General features: G+C 63.4%; 22 protein-coding genes. 11 read left to right on the forward strand and 11 right to left on the reverse strand.

The window, feature by feature from the left end; all coding sequences use genetic code 11:
* Positions 1–16 precede the first annotated feature (16 nt).
* From urtD to IEV38_RS04295, 9 genes are all read right to left on the reverse strand, one after another.
* Entirely contained in the window at positions 17–880 is an 864-nt protein-coding gene (gene urtD / locus IEV38_RS04255) for an urea ABC transporter ATP-binding protein UrtD (protein ID WP_188394939.1), read from the reverse strand.
* Positions 877–2,001, reverse strand: coding sequence for an urea ABC transporter permease subunit UrtC (gene urtC / locus IEV38_RS04260; RefSeq protein ID WP_229728658.1), 1,125 nt, complete (start codon positions 1,999–2,001; stop codon positions 877–879). The genes urtD and urtC overlap by 4 nt, the downstream gene beginning before the upstream one ends.
* Complete coding sequence (gene urtB, locus IEV38_RS04265) at positions 1,998–3,614, reverse strand: urea ABC transporter permease subunit UrtB (protein WP_188394941.1); 1,617 nt, start codon at positions 3,612–3,614, stop codon at positions 1,998–2,000. The genes urtC and urtB overlap by 4 nt, the downstream gene beginning before the upstream one ends.
* Before the next feature lie 127 nt (positions 3,615–3,741).
* Positions 3,742–4,995 (reverse strand): urea ABC transporter substrate-binding protein, encoded by a 1,254-nt coding sequence (gene urtA, locus IEV38_RS04270; protein WP_188394942.1) that lies wholly within the window; start codon positions 4,993–4,995, stop codon positions 3,742–3,744.
* Between the two features lie 253 nt (positions 4,996–5,248).
* Positions 5,249–5,971, reverse strand: coding sequence for a GntR family transcriptional regulator (locus IEV38_RS04275; RefSeq protein ID WP_229728660.1), 723 nt, complete (start codon positions 5,969–5,971; stop codon positions 5,249–5,251).
* A gap of 14 nt (positions 5,972–5,985) precedes the next feature.
* Entirely contained in the window at positions 5,986–9,588 is a 3,603-nt protein-coding gene (gene uca, locus IEV38_RS04280; protein ID WP_188394943.1) for an urea carboxylase, read from the reverse strand.
* Between the two features lie 28 nt (positions 9,589–9,616).
* Positions 9,617–11,428, reverse strand: a complete 1,812-nt coding sequence (atzF, locus tag IEV38_RS04285; RefSeq protein WP_188394944.1) for an allophanate hydrolase — start codon at positions 11,426–11,428, stop codon at positions 9,617–9,619.
* A gap of 246 nt (positions 11,429–11,674) precedes the next feature.
* Positions 11,675–12,454 carry an SDR family oxidoreductase gene (locus IEV38_RS04290; protein ID WP_188394945.1) on the reverse strand — a complete coding sequence of 260 codons (780 nt, stop codon included), beginning with the start codon at positions 12,452–12,454 and terminating at the stop codon, positions 11,675–11,677.
* A complete protein-coding gene (locus IEV38_RS04295) occupies positions 12,454–12,780 on the reverse strand; it encodes a nuclear transport factor 2 family protein (RefSeq protein WP_188394946.1) in 327 nt (108 codons plus the stop codon). Before IEV38_RS04295 ends, IEV38_RS04290 begins: the two co-directional genes overlap by 1 nt.
* 97 nt (positions 12,781–12,877) lie before the next feature.
* Here IEV38_RS04295 and IEV38_RS04300 point away from each other — a divergent pair, with 97 nt between their 5' ends.
* From IEV38_RS04300 to IEV38_RS04310, 3 genes are all read left to right on the forward strand, one after another.
* Positions 12,878–13,234 (forward strand): winged helix-turn-helix transcriptional regulator, encoded by a 357-nt coding sequence (locus IEV38_RS04300; protein WP_188394947.1) that lies wholly within the window; start codon positions 12,878–12,880, stop codon positions 13,232–13,234.
* Between the two features lie 109 nt (positions 13,235–13,343).
* Entirely contained in the window at positions 13,344–13,919 is a 576-nt protein-coding gene (locus IEV38_RS04305) for a M23 family metallopeptidase (protein WP_229728670.1), read from the forward strand.
* 74 nt (positions 13,920–13,993) lie between these two features.
* A complete protein-coding gene (locus IEV38_RS04310; protein ID WP_188394948.1) occupies positions 13,994–15,004 on the forward strand; it encodes an alpha/beta fold hydrolase in 1,011 nt (336 codons plus the stop codon).
* A gap of 18 nt (positions 15,005–15,022) precedes the next feature.
* Here IEV38_RS04310 and IEV38_RS04315 read toward each other — a convergent pair whose 3' ends face one another.
* Positions 15,023–15,535 carry a gluconokinase gene (locus IEV38_RS04315; protein ID WP_229728671.1) on the reverse strand — a complete coding sequence of 171 codons (513 nt, stop codon included), beginning with the start codon at positions 15,533–15,535 and terminating at the stop codon, positions 15,023–15,025.
* Between the two features lie 97 nt (positions 15,536–15,632).
* Positions 15,633–15,920 (reverse strand): PsiF family protein, encoded by a 288-nt coding sequence (locus IEV38_RS04320; RefSeq protein ID WP_188394950.1) that lies wholly within the window; start codon positions 15,918–15,920, stop codon positions 15,633–15,635.
* A gap of 218 nt (positions 15,921–16,138) precedes the next feature.
* Here IEV38_RS04320 and gntA point away from each other — a divergent pair, with 218 nt between their 5' ends.
* The 8 genes from gntA (at position 16,139) to selA (ending at position 25,287) form a co-directional block, all read left to right on the forward strand.
* Positions 16,139–16,936, forward strand: a complete 798-nt coding sequence (gene gntA / locus IEV38_RS04325) for a guanitoxin biosynthesis heme-dependent pre-guanitoxin N-hydroxylase GntA (protein ID WP_188394951.1) — start codon at positions 16,139–16,141, stop codon at positions 16,934–16,936.
* Positions 16,937–16,938: 2 nt separating this feature from the next.
* The gene (locus IEV38_RS04330; RefSeq protein ID WP_188394952.1) at positions 16,939–17,544 is read left to right on the forward strand and encodes a DUF1989 domain-containing protein; all 606 of its coding nucleotides are present in this window, start codon (positions 16,939–16,941) and stop codon (positions 17,542–17,544) included.
* A 195-nt stretch (positions 17,545–17,739) separates the two neighbouring features.
* Positions 17,740–18,027 carry a hypothetical protein gene (locus IEV38_RS04335; RefSeq protein ID WP_188394953.1) on the forward strand — a complete coding sequence of 96 codons (288 nt, stop codon included), beginning with the start codon at positions 17,740–17,742 and terminating at the stop codon, positions 18,025–18,027.
* A gap of 120 nt (positions 18,028–18,147) precedes the next feature.
* The gene (gene fdnG / locus IEV38_RS04340; protein WP_188394954.1) at positions 18,148–21,219 is read left to right on the forward strand and encodes a formate dehydrogenase-N subunit alpha; all 3,072 of its coding nucleotides are present in this window, start codon (positions 18,148–18,150) and stop codon (positions 21,217–21,219) included.
* A gap of 3 nt (positions 21,220–21,222) precedes the next feature.
* Positions 21,223–22,167, forward strand: coding sequence for a formate dehydrogenase subunit beta (fdxH, locus tag IEV38_RS04345; protein WP_188394955.1), 945 nt, complete (start codon positions 21,223–21,225; stop codon positions 22,165–22,167).
* A 9-nt stretch (positions 22,168–22,176) separates the two neighbouring features.
* On the forward strand, positions 22,177–22,797 hold the full coding sequence (locus tag IEV38_RS04350; RefSeq protein ID WP_188394956.1) for a formate dehydrogenase subunit gamma: 621 nt from the start codon (positions 22,177–22,179) through the stop codon (positions 22,795–22,797).
* 22 nt (positions 22,798–22,819) lie between these two features.
* Complete coding sequence (fdhE, locus tag IEV38_RS04355) at positions 22,820–23,839, forward strand: formate dehydrogenase accessory protein FdhE (RefSeq protein WP_188394957.1); 1,020 nt, start codon at positions 22,820–22,822, stop codon at positions 23,837–23,839.
* Positions 23,839–25,287, forward strand: coding sequence for an L-seryl-tRNA(Sec) selenium transferase (gene selA, locus IEV38_RS04360; protein ID WP_188394958.1), 1,449 nt, complete (start codon positions 23,839–23,841; stop codon positions 25,285–25,287). Before fdhE ends, selA begins: the two co-directional genes overlap by 1 nt.

A 25,287-nucleotide genomic window follows, 5' to 3' on the forward strand; every position in this document is an offset into this window, starting at 1 on the left:
GGTGGTCAGGTCTCCTTCAGCGTCCCAGATAGACTTCGATCACGCGCTCGTTGGCCTGCACCTGCTGCATCGTGCCTTCGGCCAGCACCGATCCCTCGTGCAGCACGGTGATCTTGCCGCCTTGCGCGATCTCCTCGACGAAGCCCATGTCGTGCTCCACCACCATGATCGAATGCTTGCCGCGCAACTCGTTGAGCAGTTCGGCAGTGCGTTCGGTCTCGGCGTCGGACATGCCGGCCACCGGCTCGTCGAGCAGCAGCAACAGCGGCTCCTGCATCAGCAGCATGCCGATTTCCAGCCACTGCTTCTGACCGTGCGAGAGCAGGCCGGCGGCTCGACGCTCTTGCCCGTCGAGCCGGATCAGCGTGAGGATGTCGGCGATCTTGTCGCGCTGCTCCCGGTTCAGGCGCGCGAACAGCGTGGTGCGCACGCGCTTGTCGGCCTTCATCGCGAGCTCGAGGTTCTCGAACACCGTATGCTGCTCGAACACGGTCGGCCGCTGGAACTTGCGGCCGATGCCCGCATGCGCGATCTCGTATTCGGTCATGCGCGTGAGGTCGATGGTCTGTCCGAAGAACACGGTGCCCGAGGTCGGGCGCGTCTTGCCGGTGATGACGTCCATCATGGTGGTCTTGCCGGCCCCGTTGGGACCGATGATGCAGCGCAGTTCGCCGACCGAGATGTCGAGGTTGAGCTTGTTGATGGCCTTGAAGCCGTCGAAATCGACCGTGATGTCGTCCAGGTAAAGGATCGCGCCGTGCGCGGTATCGAGTCCCTGCGGCTTGACGCGGCCGTAGCTGGTTTCGCCCTGGTCGCCGGCACTGTCGATGCCGGCATCGATCGTGCGGCCCTGGTGGTCGATGGGATGGGTGACCTTCATGCCGTTTCTCCGTCCTTGATGCGTTTCTTCAGTTTCTGCACTACGCCGAGGATGCCCTGCGGCATGAACAGCGTGACGAGGATGAAGATGAGTCCGAGCGCGTACAGCCACAGGTCCGGGAAGGCGGCGGTGAACCAGCTCTTCAGGCCGTTGACGCTGAAGGCGCCGATGATCGGTCCCAGCAGCGAGCCGCGCCCGCCGACCGCAGCCCAGATCACCATCTCGATCGAATTGGCCGGCGACATTTCGGATGGGTTGATGATGCCGACCTGCGGCACGTAGAGCGCGCCGGCGATGCCGCACAGCACGCCCGACAGCGTCCACACGAAGAGCTTGAACCACAGCGGGTTGTAGCCGATGAACATCAGGCGCGATTCCGAATCGCGCACGCCCTGCAGCACGCGGCCCAGGCGCGAGGTCACGATGGCACGGCACAGCAGCAGCGAGCCGAGCAGGGCGGCCAGCGTGACGAGATACAGCACGGCCTTGGTCTCGGGCGTGGTAATGGTGAAGCCGAGGATGCGCTTGAAGTCGGTGAAGCCGTTGTTGCCGCCGAAGCCGGTGTCGTTGCGGAAGAACAGCAGCATGAAGGCGAAGGTCATGGCCTGCGTGATGATCGAGAAATACACGCCCTTGATGCGCGAGCGGAACGCGAAGTAGCCGAACACGAAGGCCAGCAGTCCCGGCACCAGCACCACCAGCAGCATGGCGAACCAGAAGTGTTCGGTCATCCACCAGTACCACGGGTACTCGCTCCAGTTCAGGAACACCATGAAGTCCGGCAGATCGCTCTGATAGACGCCGTCGCGGCCGATTGCGCGCATCAGGTACATGCCGTGCATGTAGCCGCCGAGCGCGAAGAACACGCCGTGGCCGAGCGACAGGATGCCGGTATAGCCCCAGACCAGGTCCAGCGCGAGCGCTGCCATCGCATAGCACATGAACTTGCCGATCAGGCCGACCGTGTAGCTCGACACGTGCAGCGGATGCTCGGGACCGAATGCCAGGTTCAGCAGCGGCAGGGCAGCCAGGATCACGCCGCAGACGACGATGGCGATCCATGCCGGGCGCGAGAACAGGGAAGAGAACGGAGAGGAAAACGAAGGTGCGTTCATGTTCATTCGACGCTCCTGCCTTTCAGCGCGAACAGGCCCTGCGGACGTTTCTGGATGAAGACGATGATGAAGACGAGGATGGCGATCTTCGCCAGTACCGCGCCGGCCACCGGCTCGAGGAACTTGTTGACCTCGCCCAGGCCGAAGGCGGCGATCACGGTGCCGGCCAGCTGGCCGACGCCGCCGAGCACGACCACCATGAAGGAGTCAACGATGTAGGCCTGGCCGAGGTCGGGGCCGACGTTGCCGAGCTGCGACAGCGCCACGCCGCCGAGTCCGGCAATGCCGCAGCCGAGGCCGAAGGTCATCATGTCGATGCGTCCGGTGGAGACGCCCACGCAGTCCGCCATGCGGCGGTTCTGCGTGACGGCGCGCACGAACAGGCCGAGGCGCGTCTTGTTCAGGATCAGCCAGACCGCCAGCACCACCAGCAGCGAGAAGACGATGATGACGATGCGATTCCACGACAGCGAGAGAGAGCCGAGCACGGTGAAGCCGCCGGACATCCAGGCCGGGTTGGAAACTTCCACGTTCTGCGCGCCGAAGATCGAGCGCACGGTCTGCATCAGCATCAGGCTGATGCCCCAGGTGCACAGCAGCGTTTCGAGCGGACGGCCGTAGAGCCAGCGGATCACGAGCCGTTCGATGACGATGCCGACCGCGGCCGTGACGACGAAGGCGGCGGGCAGCGCGACCAGCAGATAGCCGTCGATCGCGTCCGGGAAATACTTGCGGAAGATGAGCTGGCAGACGTAGGTGGTGTAGGCGCCGATCATCAGCATCTCGCCGTGCGCCATGTTGATGATGCCCATCAGGCCGAAGGTGATCGCCAGGCCGAGCGCCGCCAGCAGCAATACGCTGCCGAGCGACAGGCCGTAGAACACCTTGCCCGCGAAGTCGGTCATGCGCAGGTGGTTCTGCAGTGCGGCCATGGTCTTGGCGGCCTCGGCGCGCACGCCGGCATCCGGTTCGGCGTAGCTGCCGTCGGCGTTTTTCTCCGTCATCTGCCGGAAGGTCGCCAGCAGGCTGGCGTCGCTGGTGTCGCGCAGGGCGATCAGCGCTGCCTTGCGCGTCTGGGCGTCCTCGGCGCCGAGATTGGCGATGGCGCGCACCTGGTTCAGCACGGCGGTGACTTCCGCGTCGTCCTCGTGGGCGAGCGCTTTTTCCACCAGTGGCAACTGCGCGGGATCGGCGTTGCGCAGCATGGCGCGTGCCGCCGACAGGCGCTCGTCGCGTTGGTCCGAGAACAGCCGCATGCCGGACAGCGCGCCCTGCAGCACGCCGCGCAGGCGATTGTTGACGCTGACGTCCTCGACGTCGTCGGGCACCGGCGCGGTTTCGCCGGTGGCCGGATTCCAGGCGTCGCCGCCGTCGATGACGAGCACGTCGCCCGCCGGCGTGACGACCAGCGTTTCGTTGTTGAGGGCGTCCAGCACCTTGCGTGCATCGGCATTGGCGAGCGCGGCGATCAGACCGACTGCCTCGATGCGCGCGTCTGGATCGTCGCCGCCGAGCGGTGTCAGCAGCGCACGGTCGATCGCGGCATGCGCGCCGAACGAGGCCAGGCAGAGCAGGCCGGCCAGCCACGCATGCATCAGGATTCTTGAAAGACGTGTCATGGTAGGAATTCATGCGGCGGCGCCGCAGCGCCTGCCGTGTTTGCGGAGAATGCATTCCCGCCGCAAGGGCGGGAGAACATGGCTGCGCCTGCCATGGCCGGCGCAGCCCGTTTGCCGTGGTGGCGAATTACATCTTCTGCTTGCCTTCGTTGCCCTTGATGTAGGGGCTCCACGGTTGCGCGCGGATCGGTTCCTTGGTCTTCCAGACCACGTTGAACTGGCCGTTGGCGCGGATCTCGCCGATCATCACCGGCTTGTGCAGGTGGTGGTTGGTTTCGTCCATCTTCAGCGTGTAACCGGACGGCGCCTTGAAGGTCTGGCCGGCCATGGCGGCGATCACCTTGTCGGTATCGGTCGATTTGGCTTTCTCGACCGCCTGCTTCCACATGTGGATGCCGACGTAGGTCGCTTCCATCGGATCGTTGGTTACGACCGTGCTGGCGTTCGGCAGCTTCTTGGCGACGGCGTAGGCCTTCCATTTCTTGATGAAGTCGGCGTTGACCGGATTCTTCACCGACTGGAAGTAGTTCCACGCAGCGAGGTGACCGACCAGCGGCTTGGTATCGACACCACGCAGTTCTTCCTCGCCGACCGAGAATGCCACCACTGGCACGTCGGTCGCCTTCAGGCCGGCATTGCCGAGTTCCTTGTAGAAGGGCACGTTCGAGTCGCCGTTGATGGTCGAGATGACGGCTGTCTTGCCGCCTGCCGAGAAGCGCTTGATGTTGGCGACGATGGTCTGGTAGTCGGAGTGGCCGAAGGGCGTATAGACCTCGTCGATGTCGCTATCCTTGACGCCCTTGCTGTGCAGGAAGGCGCGCAGGATCTTGTTGGTGGTGCGCGGATAGACGTAATCGGTGCCCAGCAGCACGAAGCGCTTGGCTTCGCCGCCTTCCTTGCTCATCAGGTATTCCACGGCCGGGATCGCCTGCTGGTTGGGTGCGGCGCCGGTATAGAAGACGTTCTTCTCGAGTTCCTCGCCTTCATACTGGACCGGGTAGAACAGCAGGCTGTTCAATTCCTTGAACACCGGCAGCACCGACTTGCGCGAGACCGAGGTCCAGCAGCCGAACACGACCGAGACCTTGTCCTGCGAGATCAGCTGCCGCGCACGCTCGGCGAACAGCGGCCAGTTGGAGGCCGGGTCCACCACCACCGGCTCGAGCTTCTTGCCCATCACGCCGCCATTGGCGTTGATTTCCTCGATCGCCATCAGCGCCACGTCCTTCAGCGAGGTTTCGGAAATCGCCATGGTGCCAGACAGCGAATGCAGGATGCCGACCTTGATGGTGTCGGCGGCGAACGCGGGAGGGAGCCAGGAAGACGCGGCAAGCGTGAATGCACCGAGTGCGGTGGCTTTCAGAATCAGACGACGTGACATGTTGGTGTGCTCCTAAGTGGTTGAACGAGAAAACACGGTGCAAAGAACGGATGGAAACAATGAAACGAACGGGCTGCCAGGTTGGATTTCATCTTGGATACAAGACGGTTCAATAAAAGCAAGTTCCAGACCACGCCCGACAGCGGCATGAGGATCGAATCGCGGCGCATGGAAGTCCAACGTCCGGCCTCGTGTGCGCAATCGCATCACTGGTCGGATACCCGGCTGCGCCGCATCGGTGCATCTGCACGATTCAGGGGCTGCCGACTTGCGGCGTGCCGTATTGCGCGCGCGCGTTGTGCAGCATGAACAGCGTGATGCGCTTGACCTCGTCGCGGCTCTCGGCGATGTGCTCGGACAGCATCTGCTGCGCGCTGTCGGCGTCGCCGGCGAATATTCTTTCGAGGATCGCCGCGTGCTCACGGTAGGTGGCGTCGATGCGCGGCGTCTTGGTGAAGTCGAGGCGGCGGATGATGCGGATGCGCTCGGTCACGTCCTGGTGCATGCGCGCCATCTCGTTGTTGCCGACGGCGGCCACCAGCCGCGCATGGAAGCCTTCGTCGAGCGCCGCCATCTTGCCGAGTTCGTCGAGCTGTTCGCCGGCCGGCACGCACCAGATTTCGCGCAGGGGTTCGAGATGCGCAGTCAGGTCGTGCGCCACGATGCGCGCGACGGCGGCCGTCTCCATCATGATGCGGATCTCGTAGAGGTCCTCGAAGTACTTGAAGTCGAAGCTGCGCACCTGCCAGCCGCTGCGGAAGTGCACATCGACATAGCCTTCGCGCTGCAGCCAGAACAGGGCCTGTCGCACTGGCGTGCGGCTGACCTGCATGCGCTGCGCGATGTCGCCTTCGCTGAACTTGTCGCCGGGCAGCAGGCGGAAGTCGAAGATGTCGGCCTTCAACTGCGTATAAATCTGCGCCGCGAGGTTGTTGGCGCTGCGGGCGGGCAGGGCGGCCGAGGTGTCGTCCATCATGTTGCGCTCCGGTTTCATTGGATGGACACCAGCGGATCGCCGGCATTGATCATCATGCCGGGCTTGCAGAGGAAGTCGCCGACGATGCCGTCGCACGGTGCGGCGATGTGGAACTCCATCTTCATCGCCTCCAGGATCAGCAGCGGGTCGCCCGCCTTGACGGCGGCGCCGGCCTCGGCCACCAGCTTCCAGACGTTGCCGGTGATGTCGGCCGAGACCACGGCGCCCGACAGCTCCGCGGCATCTACCGTTTCATGCCGCATGTCGGCGGCCGCCGCGGCGCTGTCGGCCTCGTTGGCCCAACGCGCCACCTCGAGCTCGAAGGCAGCCTTCTGCCGCACGCGAAAGCCTTCCATTTCGGGTTCGATGCGGGCCAGGAATGCGTTGTACTTGCCGAGATCGAAGATCTCTTCCTCGATGCGCACGCCGCAGCGTCCCTCGCGGAAATCGTTGCGCAGCGAATCGAGTTCCGGCTCGGTCACCGGGTAGAAGCGCACCTGGTCGAAGAAGCGCAGCAGCCATGGCTTGCCGTCGATGAACATGCTGTTCTTCATGAACTTGTTCCAAATCGGCAGCGTGCGGCCGACCAACTGGTAGCCGCCGGGCGAATCCATGCCATAGATGCACATATAGACGCCGCCGATGCCGACCGTGCCTTCGGCGGTGTAGGTGCGCGCCGGGTTGTACTTGGACGTCAGCAGGCGATGGCGCGGATCGACCGGCACCGCGCACGGCGCGCCCAGATAGACGTCGCCCAGGCCAAGCACCATGTAGCTGCTTTCGTAGATGGTGTTGCGCACGTCCTCTTCCGAATCGAGGCCGTTGATGCGGCGAATGAATTCGGTATTGCTCGGCAGCCACGGCGCGGTATCGCGCACCGACTGGCGGTAGCGCGCGACCGCATCGAGCGTGGCCGAATCGTTGTAGGCCATCGGCAGATAGACCACGCGGCTGGCGACCTGCATGGTGGCAATGCCGCTGAGGCCGGCGTCGGCCGCCGCCAGCGCGGCGACCAGCTTGTCCTGCGCGATGATGCGGCTGTCGTAGCGCACCTGCAGTGAACGCACGCCCGGCGACAGTTCGAGCACGCCGGGCACGACGTTGGTCTTCAGCGCTTCCATCAGCGCGTGCACGCGGAAGCGCAGGTTGAGGTCGAGCACGTTCTCGCCGTATTCGATCAGGATGTACTTGTCGCCGGCCTGGCGGAACACGGTTTTCGGCCGTTCGCCGCTGGCCGCCTGCTCGAACAGGATGGGCGAGCCGCGTTCCGGCGACAGCAGGGCCGGGCGCATGCGGCTCGCATCCCAGTCGTCGAGGAAGGCATCCTGGCGCTGCTCGAGCGCGAGCGCCTCGTCGAACGTCATTTCGACGAAGCGTATCCTGTCGCCCGGCTTGACCTGGCCGACCTTCCACAGTTCGCCCTTGACGATGGTGGCGGCGCAGACGAAGCCGCCCAGGCTGGGGCCGTCGCGCGTCAGGATCACCGGCATGTCGCCGGTGAAGTTGATGCTGCCGATCGCGTATTCGCAGTCGTGCACATTGGAAGGATGCAGGCCGGCCTCGCCGCCGTCGGAACGTGTCCACGTCGGTTTGGGGCCGTTGAGGCGAATGCCGAGGCGGTTCGAGTTGTAGTGGACTTCCCATTCGCTGGCGAAGAAGGTATCGATCGCATCGCGCGTGAAAAAGTCGGGCGCGCCGTGCGGGCCGTAGAGCACGCCGATTTCCCAGGTCTTGCCGTAGCTCGGAACCAGTTGCGGCGGCAGCGCGGCCGGCGCATGCAGCGGCGCCAGATCGGCGGTGGCGGGCAGGGCGGGATCGGCCACCGGCAATACGTCGCCGGGGCGCAGCGTGCGGCCGGCATGACCGCCGAACTGGCCGAGCGCGAAGGTGGCGCGGCTGCCCAGATAGACCGGCAGGTCGAGGCCGTTGCGGACCGCCAGGTAGCTGCGGCAGCCGCTGTTTGCCTTGCCGATGCGCAGCACCTGTCCGGCCGCCACCGCGATCGGCGACCAGAACGGCACGGCCTGGCCGTCGAGCGTGGCATCGGTCGGCGCGCCGGTCAGGGCGACCACGGCATCGGTATGGAAGCGCAGCGTCGGACCCAGCACCGTGGTCTCGATGCCGGCCGCATGCGGCGCGTTGCCGACGATGCGGTTGGCGAGCCGGAACGCCCAGTCGTCCATCGGGCCGGATGGCGGCACGCCGATGTCCCAGTAGCCGACGCGGCCCGGATAATCCTGCACCGTGGTGTAGGTGCCACCATCGAGCACTTCGACCACGGCCGGCTGGTAGGCGAAGCTGTCGAGCTTGCGCGTGGAGACGCGGCCGGCGCGGAAGTCGTCGCTGCGCACGATCTTGCGCAGGTAGTCGAGGTTGGTGGCGATGCCCGACAGGCGCGTGGCATCCAGCGCCTGCGCCATGGCATCGATGGCGGCATCGCGATCCCTGCCGTGCACGATCAGCTTGGCGATCATCGGATCGTAATGCGCGGACACCTCGGTGCCGGTCTCGACCCAGGTGTCGATACGGACGTTGTCGGGGAAGTGCACCTCGGTCAGCGTGCCGGGACTCGGCGCGAAGTTGCGCAGCGGATTCTCGGCATAGATGCGCACCTCGATCGAGGCGCCCTGCGGCACGACGTTCTTGTCGAGCGCGGGCGGCTTGCCGGCGGCGGTGCGGATCATCCATTCGACGAGATCGATGCCGGTCACGCTTTCGGTGATCGCATGCTCGACCTGCAGCCGCGTGTTCACTTCCAGGAAGTAGAAGGCCTGGTGTGCCGGATCGTAGATGTATTCGACGGTGCCGGCCGAGCGATAGCCGACCAAGCGTCCCAGGCTTTCGGCCGAAGCCAGCAGCGCACGGCGCAGTTCTTCGGAAAATGCCGGGGCCGGCGTTTCCTCGACCACCTTCTGGTTGCGCCGCTGCAGCGAGCAGTCGCGTTCGCCGAGCGCGATCACGTTGCCGCGGCCATCGCCAAAAATCTGTACCTCGACATGGCGCGCCTGATCGACGAAACGTTCGACGAAGGCGCCGGCATTGGCGAAGAAGGATTTGCCGAGACGCTGCACCGATTCGAAGGCGGCGATCAGTTCTGCTTCGTCGTTGCAGCGCGTCAGACCGATGCCGCCACCACCGGCCGTGCTTTTCAGCATGACCGGATAGCCGATGCGCGCAGCTTCGCGCCGGGCTTCTTCGACGTCGGCCAGCAGGCCCGAACCCGGCGTCAGCGGCACGCCGGCTTTCTCCGCCAGTTCGCGCGCCGCATGCTTGAGGCCGAACTGTTCCATCTGCTGCGGCGTCGGGCCGACGAAGGCGATGCCCTCGGCTTCGCACTGCGCGGCAAAGTCCGCGTTTTCGGACAGGAAGCCGTAGCCGGGAATGATGGCCTGGGCGCCGGTTTGCTTGGCGGCCGCGATGATCAGGTCGCCGCGCAGATAGCTTTCGGCCGCGGTCTGGCCGCCGAGCGCGACGGAGACGTCGGCCGCGGAGACGTGCAGGCTGTTGCGGTCGGCATCCGAATAGACGGCGACCGAACGGATGTTCATCTTCTTGAGCGTGCGGGCGATGCGGCAGGCGATCTCGCCGCGGTTGGCGATCAGGACGGTATGAAACATGCGGTTCCTCGGAATGTCGGCGTGTGGTTTATGGTTGCGCGGCTTGCTGGCTCGCGATGTAGGCGGCCCAGCCGCCGGACGCGGTGATGTCGCGTGCGCCGTCGAGTCCGGCCGGTTCGCAGATGAAGCCCTTGACCGTGCTACCGTCGGCCAGCGTGACGTTGCCGATGCCCAGAGGCGCCGGCACGCCGGCGACGAAGGAGCCGAAGGCGGCGCTGGGCACGTCCCACAGTTCGAGACGGATCGCCGCGCCGCTGTCGGCGCGTACCAGGCCCGGCTTGGGCGGCACGGTGTTCGCCAGTGCGTAGAGGCGGTAGTTGTCGGCGCTGGAGGTCGCCGCGACGAAGCGCGCATCGCGCGAGGTCAGTTCATGGTTGAGCGGCATGCCGCGCAGATGGGCGCCGACCACGGCGACGCGGATGGTGCCGGGTGCCGGTGTGTCTGCGTTATCCGGCGTCGCTGCCGCCAGCGGCAGCCCGGTGGCGCCGCGTGCAAGGCCGGTCGTTTCATGCCAGCGCGCCGCGAACAGGGCCAGCGCGCGCTCCTGCCATGCATCGGCGATGAAGGTGATGCCGAACGGCAGGCCGTCCGGGCGCAGGCTGGCGGGCACGGCAAAGGCGCTCCAGTCGAGCAGGTTGACGAAATTGGTGTACTTGCCGAGGTGGCTGTTGAGGCGCACCGGGTCCGCGAGCACGGCGTCGATCCGGTAATGCGTGGGCGCGGTCGGCACCACCAGGCCGTCGAACTGCGCCATCAGCGCATCGGCGCGACGCTTGAGATCGGCCAGGCGGTACATGCCTTCGAACGCGTCTGCAGCGGAGAACTGTTTCGCCTTGAAGATGATGTCGCGCACCACGGGATGGATGTCGCTTTCCTGCGTGGCGGCAAACGCGCGGATGGCCGCGTAGCGTTCGGCTACCCAGGCGCCGTCATAGAGCAGCTGCGTGACTTCATCGAACAGCGAGAAGTCCGTCGGTACGCATTGCGCGCCTTGGGCCTCAAGCTGGGCGATGGCATCTGTGAAGGCCTGCTCGGCCAGCTTGTCGCCATAGAACTCCGGCTGGGCCGGAATGCCGAAGCGCGGTTGCGTCGGCAGGCGGCGGTCCTGCGCATCGGCCGGCAGGCGACGCGACAAGCCATCGCTTGGATCGAAGGATGCGGCAACGTCATAGACCGCCACCGCATCGGCGCAGGTGGTGGCAAAGACCGAGACGCAATCGAGCGTGCGGCAGGCCGGTACCACGCCGGTATTGCTGAAGGCGCCGCGCGTCGGCTTAAGACCGACGATGTTGTTGAGCCCGGCCGGCACGCGACCGGAACCTGCGGTGTCGGTGCCGAGCGCGAAGGGCACGATGCCGCGCGCTACCAGCGAGGCCGAGCCCGAGCTGGAGCCGCCGGAAACATAGGCCGGATCGAAGGTGTTGGTCGGAATGCCGTAGGGGGAGCGCACGCCGACCAGCCCGGTGGCGAACTGGTCGAGATTGCTCTTGCCGATGACGATGGCGCCTGCGTCCGCGAGCCGCCGCACTACGCTGGCATCGGTCTCCGGCGTAGTGGCGAAGGCAGGGCAGGCGGCGGTGGTGGGCAGGCCGGCGACGTCGATGTTGTCCTTGACCGCGTACGGCACGCCATAGAGAGGCAATCGGGATGGATCGTTGCCGACCTGCTGCAGCCGTTGCGCGAGCCGCGCCAGTTGGGCCTCCAGCATGGATGGTTCGATGACCGATATCCAGGCCGCATCAGGCGCGGGCAGCGAAGCGAGCAGTTCGCCGAGAAGTGTTGCGGGTGTGTGACCCGCGCGGTAGGCGTCCTGCCATTCCGTGATTGTCCATCCGAGCATGTGGTATCCCTTCTTGTGTACAAGACGGGATTTAGCAAGCGCTGTGCCATCGCGTTGCCAAAGTGGCAGGCCGCGTAACCATGCGGGATAGAGCCGGGCAGATCATTTCGGTGCGTTGACATTGCACTTGAGTGATGCGCCGACGCCCGATCTTCGTGCGTCGGCGCGGTGCAATGCGGCACGCTATCCATGTACCGGAGCTGCGGGTAAGACAGCTTGGGAGAGCGTTTGCGTTGACGCGCGAATCTAGGCGGTCGGTATGGTGCCGCCGTCGATGACGTACTCGGTGCCGGTGATGGCGGCGGCGCGCGGAGAAGCCAGGAAGGCAATCAGGTTTGCCACTTCCACCGGTCTGGACGGTCGTCCAAGCGGAATACCGCCCAGCGACTTCATGATGATCTGCTTGCCGCCCTCGTAGTCGGTGCCGGTCTGTTCCGCAAGCCGCTCCGCCAGTGCAACAGCCGCTTCGGTTTCGACCCAGCCGGGAGAAACGCGCACCACGCGCACGCCTTTAGGTGTCACTTCCTTTGACAAACTCTTGCTGTAGGTCGAGAGCGCGGCCTTCGCGGCCGCGTATGCCGTGGTCGATTCCGGCAGCGGAAGTTGGTGCTGGATCGACGTCACATGAATGATCACTCCCGATCCCTGCGCGATCATTCCCGGCAGCAGGGCACGGTCCAGCCGTACCGCGGGAAACAGGTTCAGAGACAGTTCCTTGTGCCACTCGCTCTCGTCCAGCGCGGCAAAGCCGCCGGCGGGCGCGGACGAACCGCCCAGCACGTGGACAATGACATCCACGCCGCCCAGCCTGCGCTTGACGGCATCGACCACGGCGGTGCAGCCGTCGAGGGTGGCAAGGTCTGCGGCGACGAACGATTCTTCCGGCAGAGATTCCGGACGGACGCGCGCGGTTGTGATCACCCTGGCGCCGAGTTGACGAAACAGTTCGACCGTCGCCTGGCCGATGCCCTTGGTTCCTGCCGTGATCAGTACCCGCAGGTCTTGTAATTCGAGATCCATGCTCATCAGTGAATCTCCAGCGCGTTGATTTTGTCGTCGGCAAGTTCGAACAGGTATTCGAGTTGTGCCGGGCTGCCCGGGAAATTGCCGGTCAGGCGGGCAAGGACGGTGACGCTTGTGCCATCCTCGGAGACGTGCAGCGGTTCGGCGATGTATTCATATTTCGCATGGGCATCGAGCAGCCAGGACAGAATGGCCTGCTGTCCCTGATGGGTATGCCCTTCATCGCGAACGACGGCATCGCGTGCGAAGCCTTGGGCGGCGCGCTCGGCGTCCGCGGAGTTGTCCGCCTCGAAAAAGGCGGCGATTGAAGAGGGGAGAGGAATGGACATGGGATTTTCTTCTGAAAGTGATGGACGAGCCATTTTCGGCATACACTTTCTGATTCGCAAGAACGCACGATAAAGTAAGCTACTTACTCAACAACAAATGAGCATCGCCTATACCCCACTTACGGCTGCCGTCGGCGTCGAAGAAGTGCTTCGGCTCCTCGAAGGACGCTGGAAGCTGGTCATCCTGTTCCATTTGTTCGGTGGCCAAGTCCAGAGATACTCGGATCTCGAAAAACTGATTCCCGGCATTTCGCAAAAGATGCTGGCCCAACAGTTGCGACAACTGGAAGCCGACGGCATCGTCCATCGCAAGCTCTACCCTCAGGTACCGCCCAAGGTCGAATACAGCCTGACCGATTGGGGGCAGGCGCTTTGTCCGGCGCTCGATGCATTGCTGCAATGGGCCGAGCGTAAGGATGCGCTGTCGCCATCGCAGAACGCGGATGCGGAATGAGCATCCGTTGTTGCGCGCATCGCGTGCATTTCCCTTTCAGCGGTGTCGTTTCTGCGCGCCGCTTCCCTGAAACATAGAACGCACGGCGTCCTGCGTGGTCCCATGCTGCATGGACGACGCCGACGACATCGTGCAACGCTCTCCGCGCTGGCGCGCGCCGCTGCTGTGGCTCGTGCTGATCGGTGGCGGCTGGCTGGCGTGGCCGTGGGTGCCGTCGGTCGTCAAGATGCCGTTTCACGTGGTGCGGCTGTCGATGATGGATGCGCCGCTTTCCTTGCCGGTGCCTGTCGAGGGTGTTGCGTTGCGCCAGTTGCGCGATACCTGGAATGCCTCGCGCAGCAATGGCCGCGTGCATGAAGGTATCGATATCTTCGCCGCGCGCGGCACCGCCGTTCTCTCGACCACGGAAGGCATCGTCACCAGTGTCGGCACCAACAATCTCGGCGGCAAGGTGGTATGGGTGCTGGGGCCGGGCGGGCAACGCCATTACTACGCTCACCTCGACGATTACGCCGAAATCGCCGCTGGCGACCGCGTAATGCCGGGCGCTGTGCTCGGCACCGTCGGCAATACCGGCAATGCGCGCGGCACGCCGCCGCATCTGCATTACGGCATTTACAAGAACGGCGCCTTGAATCCGTATCCATTGCTGCGCGGCGAGGCAGCGACCGCCCGCACCGAATGAGTTCTTGCCGGCCGGAACCAAATCCGGCTGTGGTAACTCGATGGAAGAGTCCATCCGTTTCCGAAGGAGTCCCCATGCCCGTTTCCCTGTCGCGACTGTTGCTCGCTTCCGTCATCGCCGCCATGCTGCCTGCCGCCGTCTCGGCGCAGGAGACCGTTGCCTATGGTCCCGAGCTGGAAGGCTTCGACTATCCGCACCCGGTCCGCCACTTCGCTTTCACTTCGCAAGGCCAGTCAATGCAGATGGCCTATATGGACGTGGCGCCCGCACGCGCCAACGGACGCACCGTGGTGCTCATGCACGGCAAGAATTTCTGCGCGGCGACCTGGGAAGGCACCATCCAGGCCCTGAGCGATGCCGGTTACCGGGTGATCGCGCCGGACCAGATCGGCTTCTGCAAATCGAGCAAGCCGGCGCACTATCAATTCAGCTTCCATCAACTGGCGGCCAACACCCACGCCTTGCTGCAGAGCCTGGGCGTTGCGCGGGCGACCGTGATCGGACATTCGATGGGCGGCATGCTCGCCACGCGCTATGCGCTGCTGTACCCGCAGCAGACCGAGCAACTGGTGATGGTCAATCCGATCGGGCTCGAGGACTGGAAGACGCTGGGCGTGCCGTACCGGACCGTTGACCAGTGGTACGAAAACGAGCTCAAGACCAATTCCGCCGGCATCCGCAACTATCAGCAGAGCACCTATTACGCCGGCCAGTGGCGCCCGGAGTTCGATCGCTGGGTGAACATGCAGGCCGGCATGTACGCAGGACAAGGCAAGGAGATCGTCGCCTGGAACTCGGCGCTGACCTACGAAATGGTCTATACGCAACCGGTGGTCTATGAATTCCCGCGACTGACGGTACCGACGCTGCTGCTGATCGGCACGCGCGACAACACCGCGATCGGCAAGAACTTCGCAGCACCGGAAGCACGCGCGCGACTCGGCAATTACGCGGTGCTCGGCAAGCAGGCCGCGCAAAGCATTCCGCATGCAACGCTGATCGAATTCGACGATCTCGGCCATTCGCCGCAGATACAGCAGCCCGAGCGCTTCCATGCGGCGTTGCTGCAGGGGCTGAAGAAATAGGAGAGAACGTCAGGCAGGCTATGGCGTGTCGTCAGTCAGCGCCAGTGCCGCCTGCTCGGCCAGTTCCTGCGGTGTGTGAAGGATGTCGAGCACCACGCCTTGTTCGTCCGGTTGCAAGGGTTCGAGATCGGCGAACTGGCTGTCGAGCAGCGCAAGCGGCATGAAATGCCGTTCGCGCATGCGCATGCGCTCGGCGATCAATGCGCGGTCGCCATGCAGATGCACGAAGAACAGTTGCGCATCGGCCTGCCGCAACAGATCCCGATAACGGTGCTTGAGGGCGGAGCAGGTCAGGACCACGCCGCTGCGCTGCGCCGCGTGGTCCTGCAGCGTCTGCTTCAGGCGATGCAGCCAGTCCTCGCGGTCGGCATCGGTCAGCGGAATGCCGGCTGCCATCTTGTCGAGACTGGATGGCGAATGCATATCGTCGCCCTCGACGAAGGCGAAGTCCAGGCGTTGAGCCAGCAGGCGCGCGACGGAACTCTTGCCGCAGCCCGAGACGCCCATGACCACGATGCGGCGGTCAGGCAAGGGCGGCTCCTGCGGCATGACATGAAGGAATGTCCCCCGCCCGCAGTCGCGGAGCAGGGGATGAATGGAAAAAGTCTGGACGGAATGACGCGGACAATCAGTCTCCCTTGAGGCAGCCGCTCATGAAGGTCTTGCGTTCATCGCCTTTCCTGTCGCCGGCCGCGGCATTGCAGGACTTCATCTTTTCACGCTGGGCCTGTTGTGCGTCGCTGACCTTGGGCTTGCTGCTGAGGCAGCTCTTCATGAAGGCCTTGCGTTCGTCTCCCTTCATGGCACCGGCTTCCTTGTTGCAGGCGGTCATCTTGTTCTGCTGGCTGGTGTCCGCATGCGCGGGATGAAAAGCGAGCGGCAGCAGCAGTGCGGCAATACCCATTATTTTTTTCATGGCGCAAGTCCTTTCGGGGTGAGTTATGAGCTGAACGTGACAGTCAGCCCAGGCATTACAGCATGAAATGTCTAGTGTCGCCATCGGATTGCGCGGCGTGTCGGCATGGACCGGCCATGGACCTTCCAGATGCCCTACACCGGCTTGCGAACTTGTCCGATATGCGTGATGGCGGCACCGCATTATCGTAAGTGCAGTTTCACCACCGGGCCGGACATATGGAAAGCGAGACGCTGGAAAAAAGGGAAAATCCCTTCAACAGCCGCGAAGCGATCGAGAAAAGCAATTACGCTGCCTTCATCGACCGCAAGCTGGTGGCGGGCGACGATCTGGATCAAAAACCGCAAGCCTTGCTGGATTTCATTCACGATTCGTTTCGCGCGCTGGTGCTCAATCCGCAGTTTTCCTGCGTCGGCGCCAAATCCGCCATTCAGCAGGGTGGATACCGGATCGGGCACTACGAGATGCTTGGCAGCAAGGAATCGGCTGCCGGGCTGGCACATGACCTGTTTCATTTCCTGCAGGAACAGCCCGTGCTGGATGGGGAATTCTCCACTTTCGTCGCGACGTTTTCGCATCCGGTCATTCAGTCCGAGCAGCAGTTCGAGCAACTGCTGTGGCAACAGCTGCAGCAATTGCACGAGATCGATGCGCCCCTGCATGCATGGGACCCGGCCGTCAGCGACGATCCGGACAATCCGCATTTCGCCTTCAGTTTCGCCACCAGCAGCTTTTTCGTGGTCGGACTTCATCCGGCGGCATCGCGTTACACGCGCCGCTTCGCATGGCCGACGCTGGTATTCAACCTGCACGCACAGTTCGACAAATTGCGCGAAGAGGGCCGATTCGAGCGCATGCAGCAGGTGATTCGTTCGCGCGAGGAGAAACTGCAGGGCTCCATCAATGAAAGTCTGGGCGAATACGGCAGCATGTCTGATGCGCGCCAGTACGCGGGCAGGGCAGTCGGGGCGGACTGGCGTTGTCCGTTCAGCCGCTTGAATGGAAAGAAGGAGTGAGGTTGGAACATGCTATCGAATGCCGTCATATTGAGCGGCAAAGCGGCACCGGGTTCCGCTTGAAGCGCGGCCAGATTCTGCGAGTCATCGATCCGATGGGCGAACAGGTCGCCGACCTGATGGCTTTCAATGCGCACGATCTGGACGAAGTGCTGTCTTCCGGCCGCAGCATCGACTACGCCAATACCATTTATCTGACCACCGGGCATGTCCTGTATTCGAATCGCAGCACGCCGATGTTCACGATTCTCGAAGACCAGGTCGGGCGCCACGATTTTCTGCTGACGCCGTGCAGTCCCGAGACATTCCAGATCATCTATGGTAACTACGCGCCGCATCCCAGCTGTTTCATGAACCTGGTCGAGAATCTGACGCCGTTCGGCATCGCGCCGGACCGGATTCCGACCACCTTCAACATTTTCATGAACGTGCGCATCGCCGAAAGCGGCGAACTGACGATCGGTCCGCCTATCTCGAAGGCGGGGCAGTATATCGAGTTGCAGGCGGAGATGGATCTGATCGTCGGCGTGACGGCCTGTTCGGCGGAGCTGTCCAACAACCATTCGTTCAAGCCGATCGATATAGAGATTCGCGGACAGGGAGCATGAGGCACATGCGCCTGCAGCCGCGACTGGCGCGAGTCGCGAAAGGAGTTACTTCAAAAGAATGAAAACTTGGGATCAATTTATTTCAGGTATGGAACAGGAAAGATAATTGAACCTTGGACACAAGCCTGTTATATTGAAAAAAGCCAAACCCCTCACGGGGGCGAATTTGATGTTTCACATCGTTCGGGATAGCCAATGAATACGTTCCATGCCTTTGCCGGCCTTGCTGCCGCGCTTCTTGTCCTGTCCGCCTGCGACAGCAAATCTCCTGAATCTTCCGCTCCGGCAACGCCGAGCGCCGCCACCACGGTCAATACACCGCCACCTGGCACCATGCCCGAGGCAGTTCCCGGCACAGGTCCGGGTGAGGGCGGAACCGCCATTGGTGGCGTGGTCAGCAATCAGGATGGCAGTGGCGCCTCGACCAGCGATGCGCCGGCCAGTACTGGCGGTGACGGCAGCAGCACGCCGGCGGAAAAATAAGGACCCGCATGCGCACATTCCCTTTATCGCCAGATTCCTCGCGCAGCCACGGTGCCGCGACGGATACCAGTTTGTTTTCAATGTCATGCGTTCGCCAGAAACGCCAAAGGAGGTGATGAGATGGACATGAACCGAAGGCAGTTTTTCCGTGTGACCACGGCCGGCCTGATGGGCTCGAGCCTGGTTGCGCTCGGCTTCTCGCCGACGGAAGCGCTGGCGGAAACCCGGCAGTTCAAGCTGGCGCGCGCCACCGAGACCCGCAATACCTGTCCGTACTGCTCGGTCGGTTGCGGCCTGATCATGTACAGCATCGGTGACAAGGCGAAGAACGTGCAGGCCGACATCATGCACATCGAGGGCGATCCCGATCACCCGGTCAATCGCGGCACGCTGTGCCCGAAAGGCGCCGGCCTGCTCGATTTCGTGCACAGCCCGCAGCGCCTCAAGTATCCGGAAGTGCGCGAGCCCGGCAGCAAGGAATGGAAGCGCATCTCCTGGGATTCGGCGATGGATCGCATCGCCAAGCTCATGAAGGAAGACCGCGACGCCAACTTTGTTGCCCGCAACGACGACGGCAAGCTGGTCAACCGCTGGACTACCACCGGCATGCTGGCGGCGTCCGCATCCCCCAATGAAACCGGCTACATCACGCACAAGGTGATGAGATCGATGGGGATGCTCGTCTTCGACAATCAGGCGAGGGTCTGACACGGTCCTACGGTAGCCAGTCTGGCTCCGACGTTTGGACGAGGCGCGATGACCAACCACTGGGTGGACATCAAGAACGCCGATCTCGTACTCATCATGGGTGGCAATGCCGCCGAAGCGCATCCATGCGGCTTCAAGTGGGTCATCGAGGCAAAGAAACAGAACAAGGCACGGCTGATCGTCGTCGATCCGCGCTATACGCGCTCGGCTGCGATGAGCGATTATTACGCGCCGATTCGCGCCGGCAGCGACATCGCCTTCCTGGGCGGCGTCATCAACTACCTGCTCTCCAACGACAAGATCCAGAAGGAATACGTTCGCCATTACACGAACGCGACCTTCATCGTCGGTGAGGATTACCGTTTCGAGGATGGCATCTTCAGCGGTTACGACGAATCCAAGCGCCGCTACAACAACAAGAGCTGGGGCTACGAGCTCGACGAGCAGGGCTATGCCAAGGTCGATCCGACCATGGAGCATCCGCGCTGCGTGCTGCAGGTCATGAAGCAGCACTATTCGCGCTATACGCCCGAGATGGTCAGCCGCATCACCGGCACGCCGAAGAATAAGTTCCTCAAGGTGTGCGAGATGATCTCGGCCACGGCCGTTCCCGACAAGGCCATGACCATCATGTACGCGCTCGGCTGGACCCAGCACAGCCAGGGTTCGCAGATGATTCGCACCGGCGCCATCATGCAGCTCCTGCTTGGCAACATCGGCATTGCCGGCGGCGGCATGAATGCACTGCGCGGACACAGCAACATCCAGGGACTGACCGATCTGGGCCTGTTGTCGAATTCCTTGCCTGGTTATCTTTCCCTGGCAAACGATGCCGAGCAGGATCTGGAGACCTATTACAAGACCCGTGCGCTCAAGCCCCTGCGTCCAAACCAGATGAGCTACTGGCAGAACTATCCGAAGTTCTTCGTCAGTCTGCAGAAAGCCTGGTGGGGCGATGCCGCGACGGCCGAGAACAACTGGGCATTCGATTATCTGCCGAAGATCGACAAGCTCTACGACGTGCTGCAGGCGTTCGAGCTGATGAATCAGGGCAAGATGAACGGCTACATCTGCCAGGGCTTCAACCCGGTCGGTTCGTTCCCGAACAAGCGCAAGATCATCGACGGCCTGTCCAAGCTCAAGTTCCTGGTTTCCATCGATCCGCTGGAAACCGAGACCGCCGAGTTCTGGCAGAACCACGGCGAGTTCAACGACGTCAAGCCGGAGGAAATTCAGACCACGGTGTTCCGCCTGCCGTGCGTGTGCTTTGCCGAGGAAGACGGTTCGCTGACCAACTCCGGCCGCTGGCTGCAGTGGCATTGGAAGGGCGCCGAACCGCCGGGCGAGGCGCGCGGCGACGCGGAAATCATTGGCGACCTGTTCCATCGGATCAAGAACGCCTACCTCAAGGAAGGCGGCGCCTTCCCCGATCCGATCGTCAACCTGACCTGGCCGTACAAGATTCCGGGCAAGCCCTCGCCGCAGGAACTTGCAATGGAAGCCAATGGCAAGGCGCTCAAGAACGTGGTGGATCCCAAGGATCCCACCAAGATCCTGGCCAAGGCGGGCGAGCAGCTTTCCGGTTTCGGCCTGCTGCGCGACGACGGCAGCACGACGTCCGGCTGCTGGCTCTATACCGGCTCCTGGACCGAGGCGGGCAATCAGATGGCGCGGCGCGACAACTCCGATCCATGGGGTATCGGCCAGACGCTGAACTGGGCATGGGCATGGCCTGCCAACCGGCGCATTCTCTATAACGCTGCATCGAGCGCGCCGGACGGCAAGCCGTGGGACGCCAGACGCAAGCTGGTGCAGTGGAACGGTACCACCTGGGGTGGCGCCGATATTCCGGACATCCGTCCGGATGCCGATCCCGGCGAGGAGAGTCGAGTGCAGCCTTTCATCATGACCTCGGAAGGTGTGGCGCGGATGTTCGCCCCGAGCGGCATGGCGGAAGGACCGCTGCCCGAGCACTATGAACCGTTCGAATCGCCGTTGGCCAACAATCCGATGCATCCGAACAATCCGAAGGCGCGCGCCAATCCGGGGGCGCGCATCTTCAAGAGCGACATGGAGGCCTTGGGCTCGCCGGATAAATTCCCTTACGTGGCAACGACTTATCGCCTGACAGAGCACTTCCACTACTGGACCAAGAACGTGCGGACCTCGGCCATCATTCAGCCGCAGCAATTCGTGGAGATCGGCGAAGAACTGGCCAAGGCCAAGGGCATCGCCAATGGCGACTGGGTCAAGGTTTCGTCGAATCGCGGCTTCATCAAGTGCGTGGCGGTAGTCAGCAAGCGCATTCCGCAGCTCGATGTCGATGGCAGGAAGATCGATACGGTCGGCATGCCCAACCATTGGGGCTTCGTGGGTGTCGCCAAGAAAGGCTATCTGGTCAACACCCTGACGCCATTCGTCGGCGACGCCAACTCGCAAACACCCGAGTTCAAGTCGTTCATCGTCAACATCGAGAAAGGATAAGCTATGTCATCACTCCAATCTCTCGATATTGTGCTGCGCTCGGCGACCACCACACCGCCGCCGCAGGCGCGCAAGACGCCGGCGCTGGCCAAGCTCATCGACGTGCCGAGCTGCATCGGCTGCAAGGCCTGTCAGGTCGCGTGCATGCAATGGAACGATCTGCGCGACGAAGTCGGCGAGAACCACGGCGTCTATGACAATCCGCGCGATCTGACGCCGGAATCGTGGACCGTCATGCGCTATTCCGAAGTGGAAATGCCCGTCAAGGGCGAAGACGAGGAAACGCGCCTCGAATGGCTGATCCGCAAGGACGGCTGCATGCACTGCGAGGACCCGGGCTGCCTCAAGGCCTGCCCGGCGCCTGGCGCCATCATCAAGTACAGCAACGGCATCGTCGATTTCATCAGCGAGCATTGCATCGGTTGCGGCAACTGCGTGATCGGCTGTCCGTTCGACGTGCCGCGCATCAGCAAGAAGGACGACAAGGCCTACAAGTGCTCGCTGTGCTCGGATCGCGTGGCTGTCAACCTCGAGCCGGCCTGCGTCAAGGTCTGCCCGACCGGCGCCATCCGCTTCGGCACCAAGGAAGACATGCACGAATACGCGGCCGAGCGCATCGTCGACCTGAAGGAGCGCGGCTTCGAGAATGCCGGCGTCTATGATCCGCAAGGCGTGGGCGGCACGCACGTCATGTATGTGCTGCAGCATGCCGACCAGCCCAAGCTCTATCACGGCCTGCCGGAGAATCCCTCGATCAGCCCGCTGGTGTCGCTGTGGAAGGGCGCGGCCAAGCCGCTGGCGGTGGCCGCGATGATCGGCGCGGCCTTTGCCGGTTTCTTCCATTACATGAAGGTCGGTCCGCTGGAAACCACCGACAAGGACGAGGAAGAGGCCGAGCGTGAGCGCCTGGCGCGGGAGCGGCAGCCGAACGATGCGGACATCGTCTAGGAGACTGACATGGCAAAACTCATTCAGCGTTACGGCGACCGCACCCGGCTCAATCACTGGTTCGTCGCCATCCTGTTCATTTGTGCGGGACTGACCGGGCTGGCGGTATTCCATCCGTCGATGTATTTCCTGAGCAACCTGTTCGGCGGCGGGCAGTGGACGCGCATCCTGCATCCGTTCTTCGGCCTGCTGATGGTGATCGGCTTCGTCTTCCTGTTCTTTCAGGTGGTGCGCGACAACTTCTGGACCCGCGAAGATACGCAGTGGGTCAAGCACTCGCCCGATCTGCTCAAGGGCGACGAAGAAGCAATGCCGCCGGTCGGCAAGTACAACGCGGGGCAGAAGATCGTGTTCTGGATTTTCGGCATCAGCCTGTTGCTGCTGCTGGTGACCGGCTTCATGTTCTGGCGGCCCTGGTTTGCGGAGCTCTTCCCGATTCCTGTTCGTCGCATCGCGGTGCTGGTGCATGCGATCTCGGCCACGGTGCTGATCATCAGCGTGATCATTCACATCTATGCGGCGATCTGGGTCAAGGGCTCGGTGGGAGCGATGACGCGCGGTACGGTCAGCGAAGGATGGGCGCGCAAGCATCATCCTCTGTGGTACCGGAAAATCACTGGCGGCAAATAATGTTTGAGGGCACAATCGCTGCATGACGATCAGCCAAGCAAGACCGCTATTGAGCCCCGAGGAAATCGCCGTCCGCGCCGGACAGCAGATCGAATTCCTGCGCTTGCCGCCGGACGATCTGTTTGCCGTGCGCGAGGCGCGCCTGCGCCAGCGCGCGCATGAGCATGCGATGCGCGACTTCCTCCTGTTTGCGGCAGACATCGCGCATGCCCAGCATGCCGCGTTCAAGACCTTTCCCGCCGTCACACTGCCAGACGAGGCTGCGCTCGACGCTGCCGCACTGGCGGGCAAGCCGGCCTTGCCCGCCGCGCTGTGGCCACGCGATCCGCAGTGGATCGTGTCGCTGCGCGGCATGCTCGAGCAGATGCTGCCGACGCTGGCCGCCCAGCCCGCCGCGCGCGACGTGGTGGACAAGGTGCTGCACATGCGCGACCAGGAGATCGAGCAGCAGGCCGATCGCCTGCTCAACAACATCATGTTCGGCCTCGACCTGGCGACCGCACCGCTGATCGCGGCCGGCCTGCAGGTCTATTGGACGCATCTGGTCACGGCCGTGCAGAAGACGCATGGCGCCAATCGTGTCGCGCCGTTCGGCCGTACCGACGATGCGACGCGCTGCCCATGCTGCGGCAGCCTGCCGACGGCATCTGTGTCGCGCATCGACGGCGACGGCCACTACCGCTACCTGCATTGCTCGCTGTGCTCGGCGCAATGGCACATGGTGCGCATCAAGTGCACGCATTGCGAAACCACCAAGGGCATCCATTACCAGTCGCTGCAGTCGGCCGAAGACGAAGGTCCTGCAGAAGCGCGCAAGGAAGCGATCGAGGCCGAGACCTGCGACGAATGCGGCCACTACCTGAAGATCGTGCGCATGGAGCGCAATCCGCATGTGGAACCGGTAGCCGACGACCTGGCGTCGCTGACGCTCGACCTGCTGGTTTCCGAAGCAGGCTTCCAGCGCCATGGCATCAACCTGATGCTGCTGTTCGGCGAACCCGACGATCCCGATCCAGACGCGAACCGAAGCAGGGGGCACTGATGTCCTCGACCGGAGAGTCCGTGGTTCACGGCTCGAAGGCCAGGCCCCAGGATCTGCCTTCGATCGATAAACTGCTGCGCCTGCCAGAGGTGCAGCCCCTGTTGCAGGCGCACGGTCATACGCTGGTCGCGACCGAAGCGCGCGGCCTGCTCGATGGTTTGCGTTCCCGCATTCTCGATGAAGGCATGGACAGCGCCACGATCCAGCCGGAAACGCTGGTGCGGCAGCTCGCCACGGCAATCGATGCGCGCCTCAAGCCGCGCATGCAGCGCGTCATTAATCTGACCGGCACCGTCATCCATACCAATCTCGGCCGTTCCGTGCTGTCCGAAGCGGCGATCCGTCATCTGACCGCGATGATGGAAGGACCGAACAACCTTGAATACGACCTGGCCGGAGGCAGCCGCGGCGACCGCGACAGCATCGTCGAAGGCTTGCTGTGCGAGATCACCGGCGCCGAGGCTGCCACCGTCGTCAACAACAATGCCGCCGCCGTGCTGCTGACCATCGCCGCGCTGGCCGGCGGCAGGGAAGTGGTGGTCTCGCGCGGCGAACTGGTCGAGATCGGCGGCGCCTTCCGCATGCCGGACGTGATGGCCAGCGCCGGCGCCATCATGGTCGAGGTCGGCACCACCAACCGCACGCACCTGGCCGACTACCAGCGCGCCATCAATGCGCGCACCGCCTTGCTGATGAAGGTCCATACCAGCAACTACGCGGTCGAAGGCTTCACCTCGTCGGTGCCGGAAGCCGAACTGTCGGTGCTGGCGCGCGAGCATGGCGTGGCGATGGCGACCGATCTCGGTAGCGGTTCGCTGGTTGACATGACGCAATATGGTTTGCCGCATGAACCGACGCCGCAGGAAATGCTGCGCGACGGCTGCGGGGCGGTGACCTTTTCGGGCGACAAGCTGCTGGGCGGACCGCAGGCCGGCCTGATCGTCGGTGAGCGCGACCTGATCACGAAGATCCGCAAGTTTCCGATGAAGCGCGCGCTGCGCCTGTCCAAGCTGCCGCTGGCCGCGCTCGAAGCGACACTGATGCTCTACCTGCAACCGGAACTGCTGACGCGTGAACTGCCGACGCTGCGCTGGCTGACGCGCGACGGCGAAACCGTGCTGCGTACCGCGCAGTCGCTGCTGGAACCCATGCAGACGGCACTGGCGCCGCGTTACGAGGTCCGCGTGCAGACGATGGCGAGCCAGATCGGCTCCGGCTCGCTGCCGGTTGACCGCCTGCCGTCGGCCGGGCTCGCGATCACGCCGGTGCTGTCGGGCAAGCGCGGCACCGGTTCGGCGCTCGATGCGCTGGCGAATGCGCTGCGCGCGCTGCCGACGCCCATCATCGGCCGCATTGCCGACGACAGCCTGCTGCTCGACTGCCGCTGTCTCGACGACGTGGCTCCCGTCCTGGCGCAGCTCGACGCCTTGCGCGCGCAGCTTGCATGA

Origin of the sequence: Oxalicibacterium flavum (genome assembly GCF_014635065.1) — a bacterium.
GTDB classification, from domain to species: Bacteria; Pseudomonadota; Gammaproteobacteria; order Burkholderiales; family Burkholderiaceae_D; genus Oxalicibacterium; species Oxalicibacterium flavum.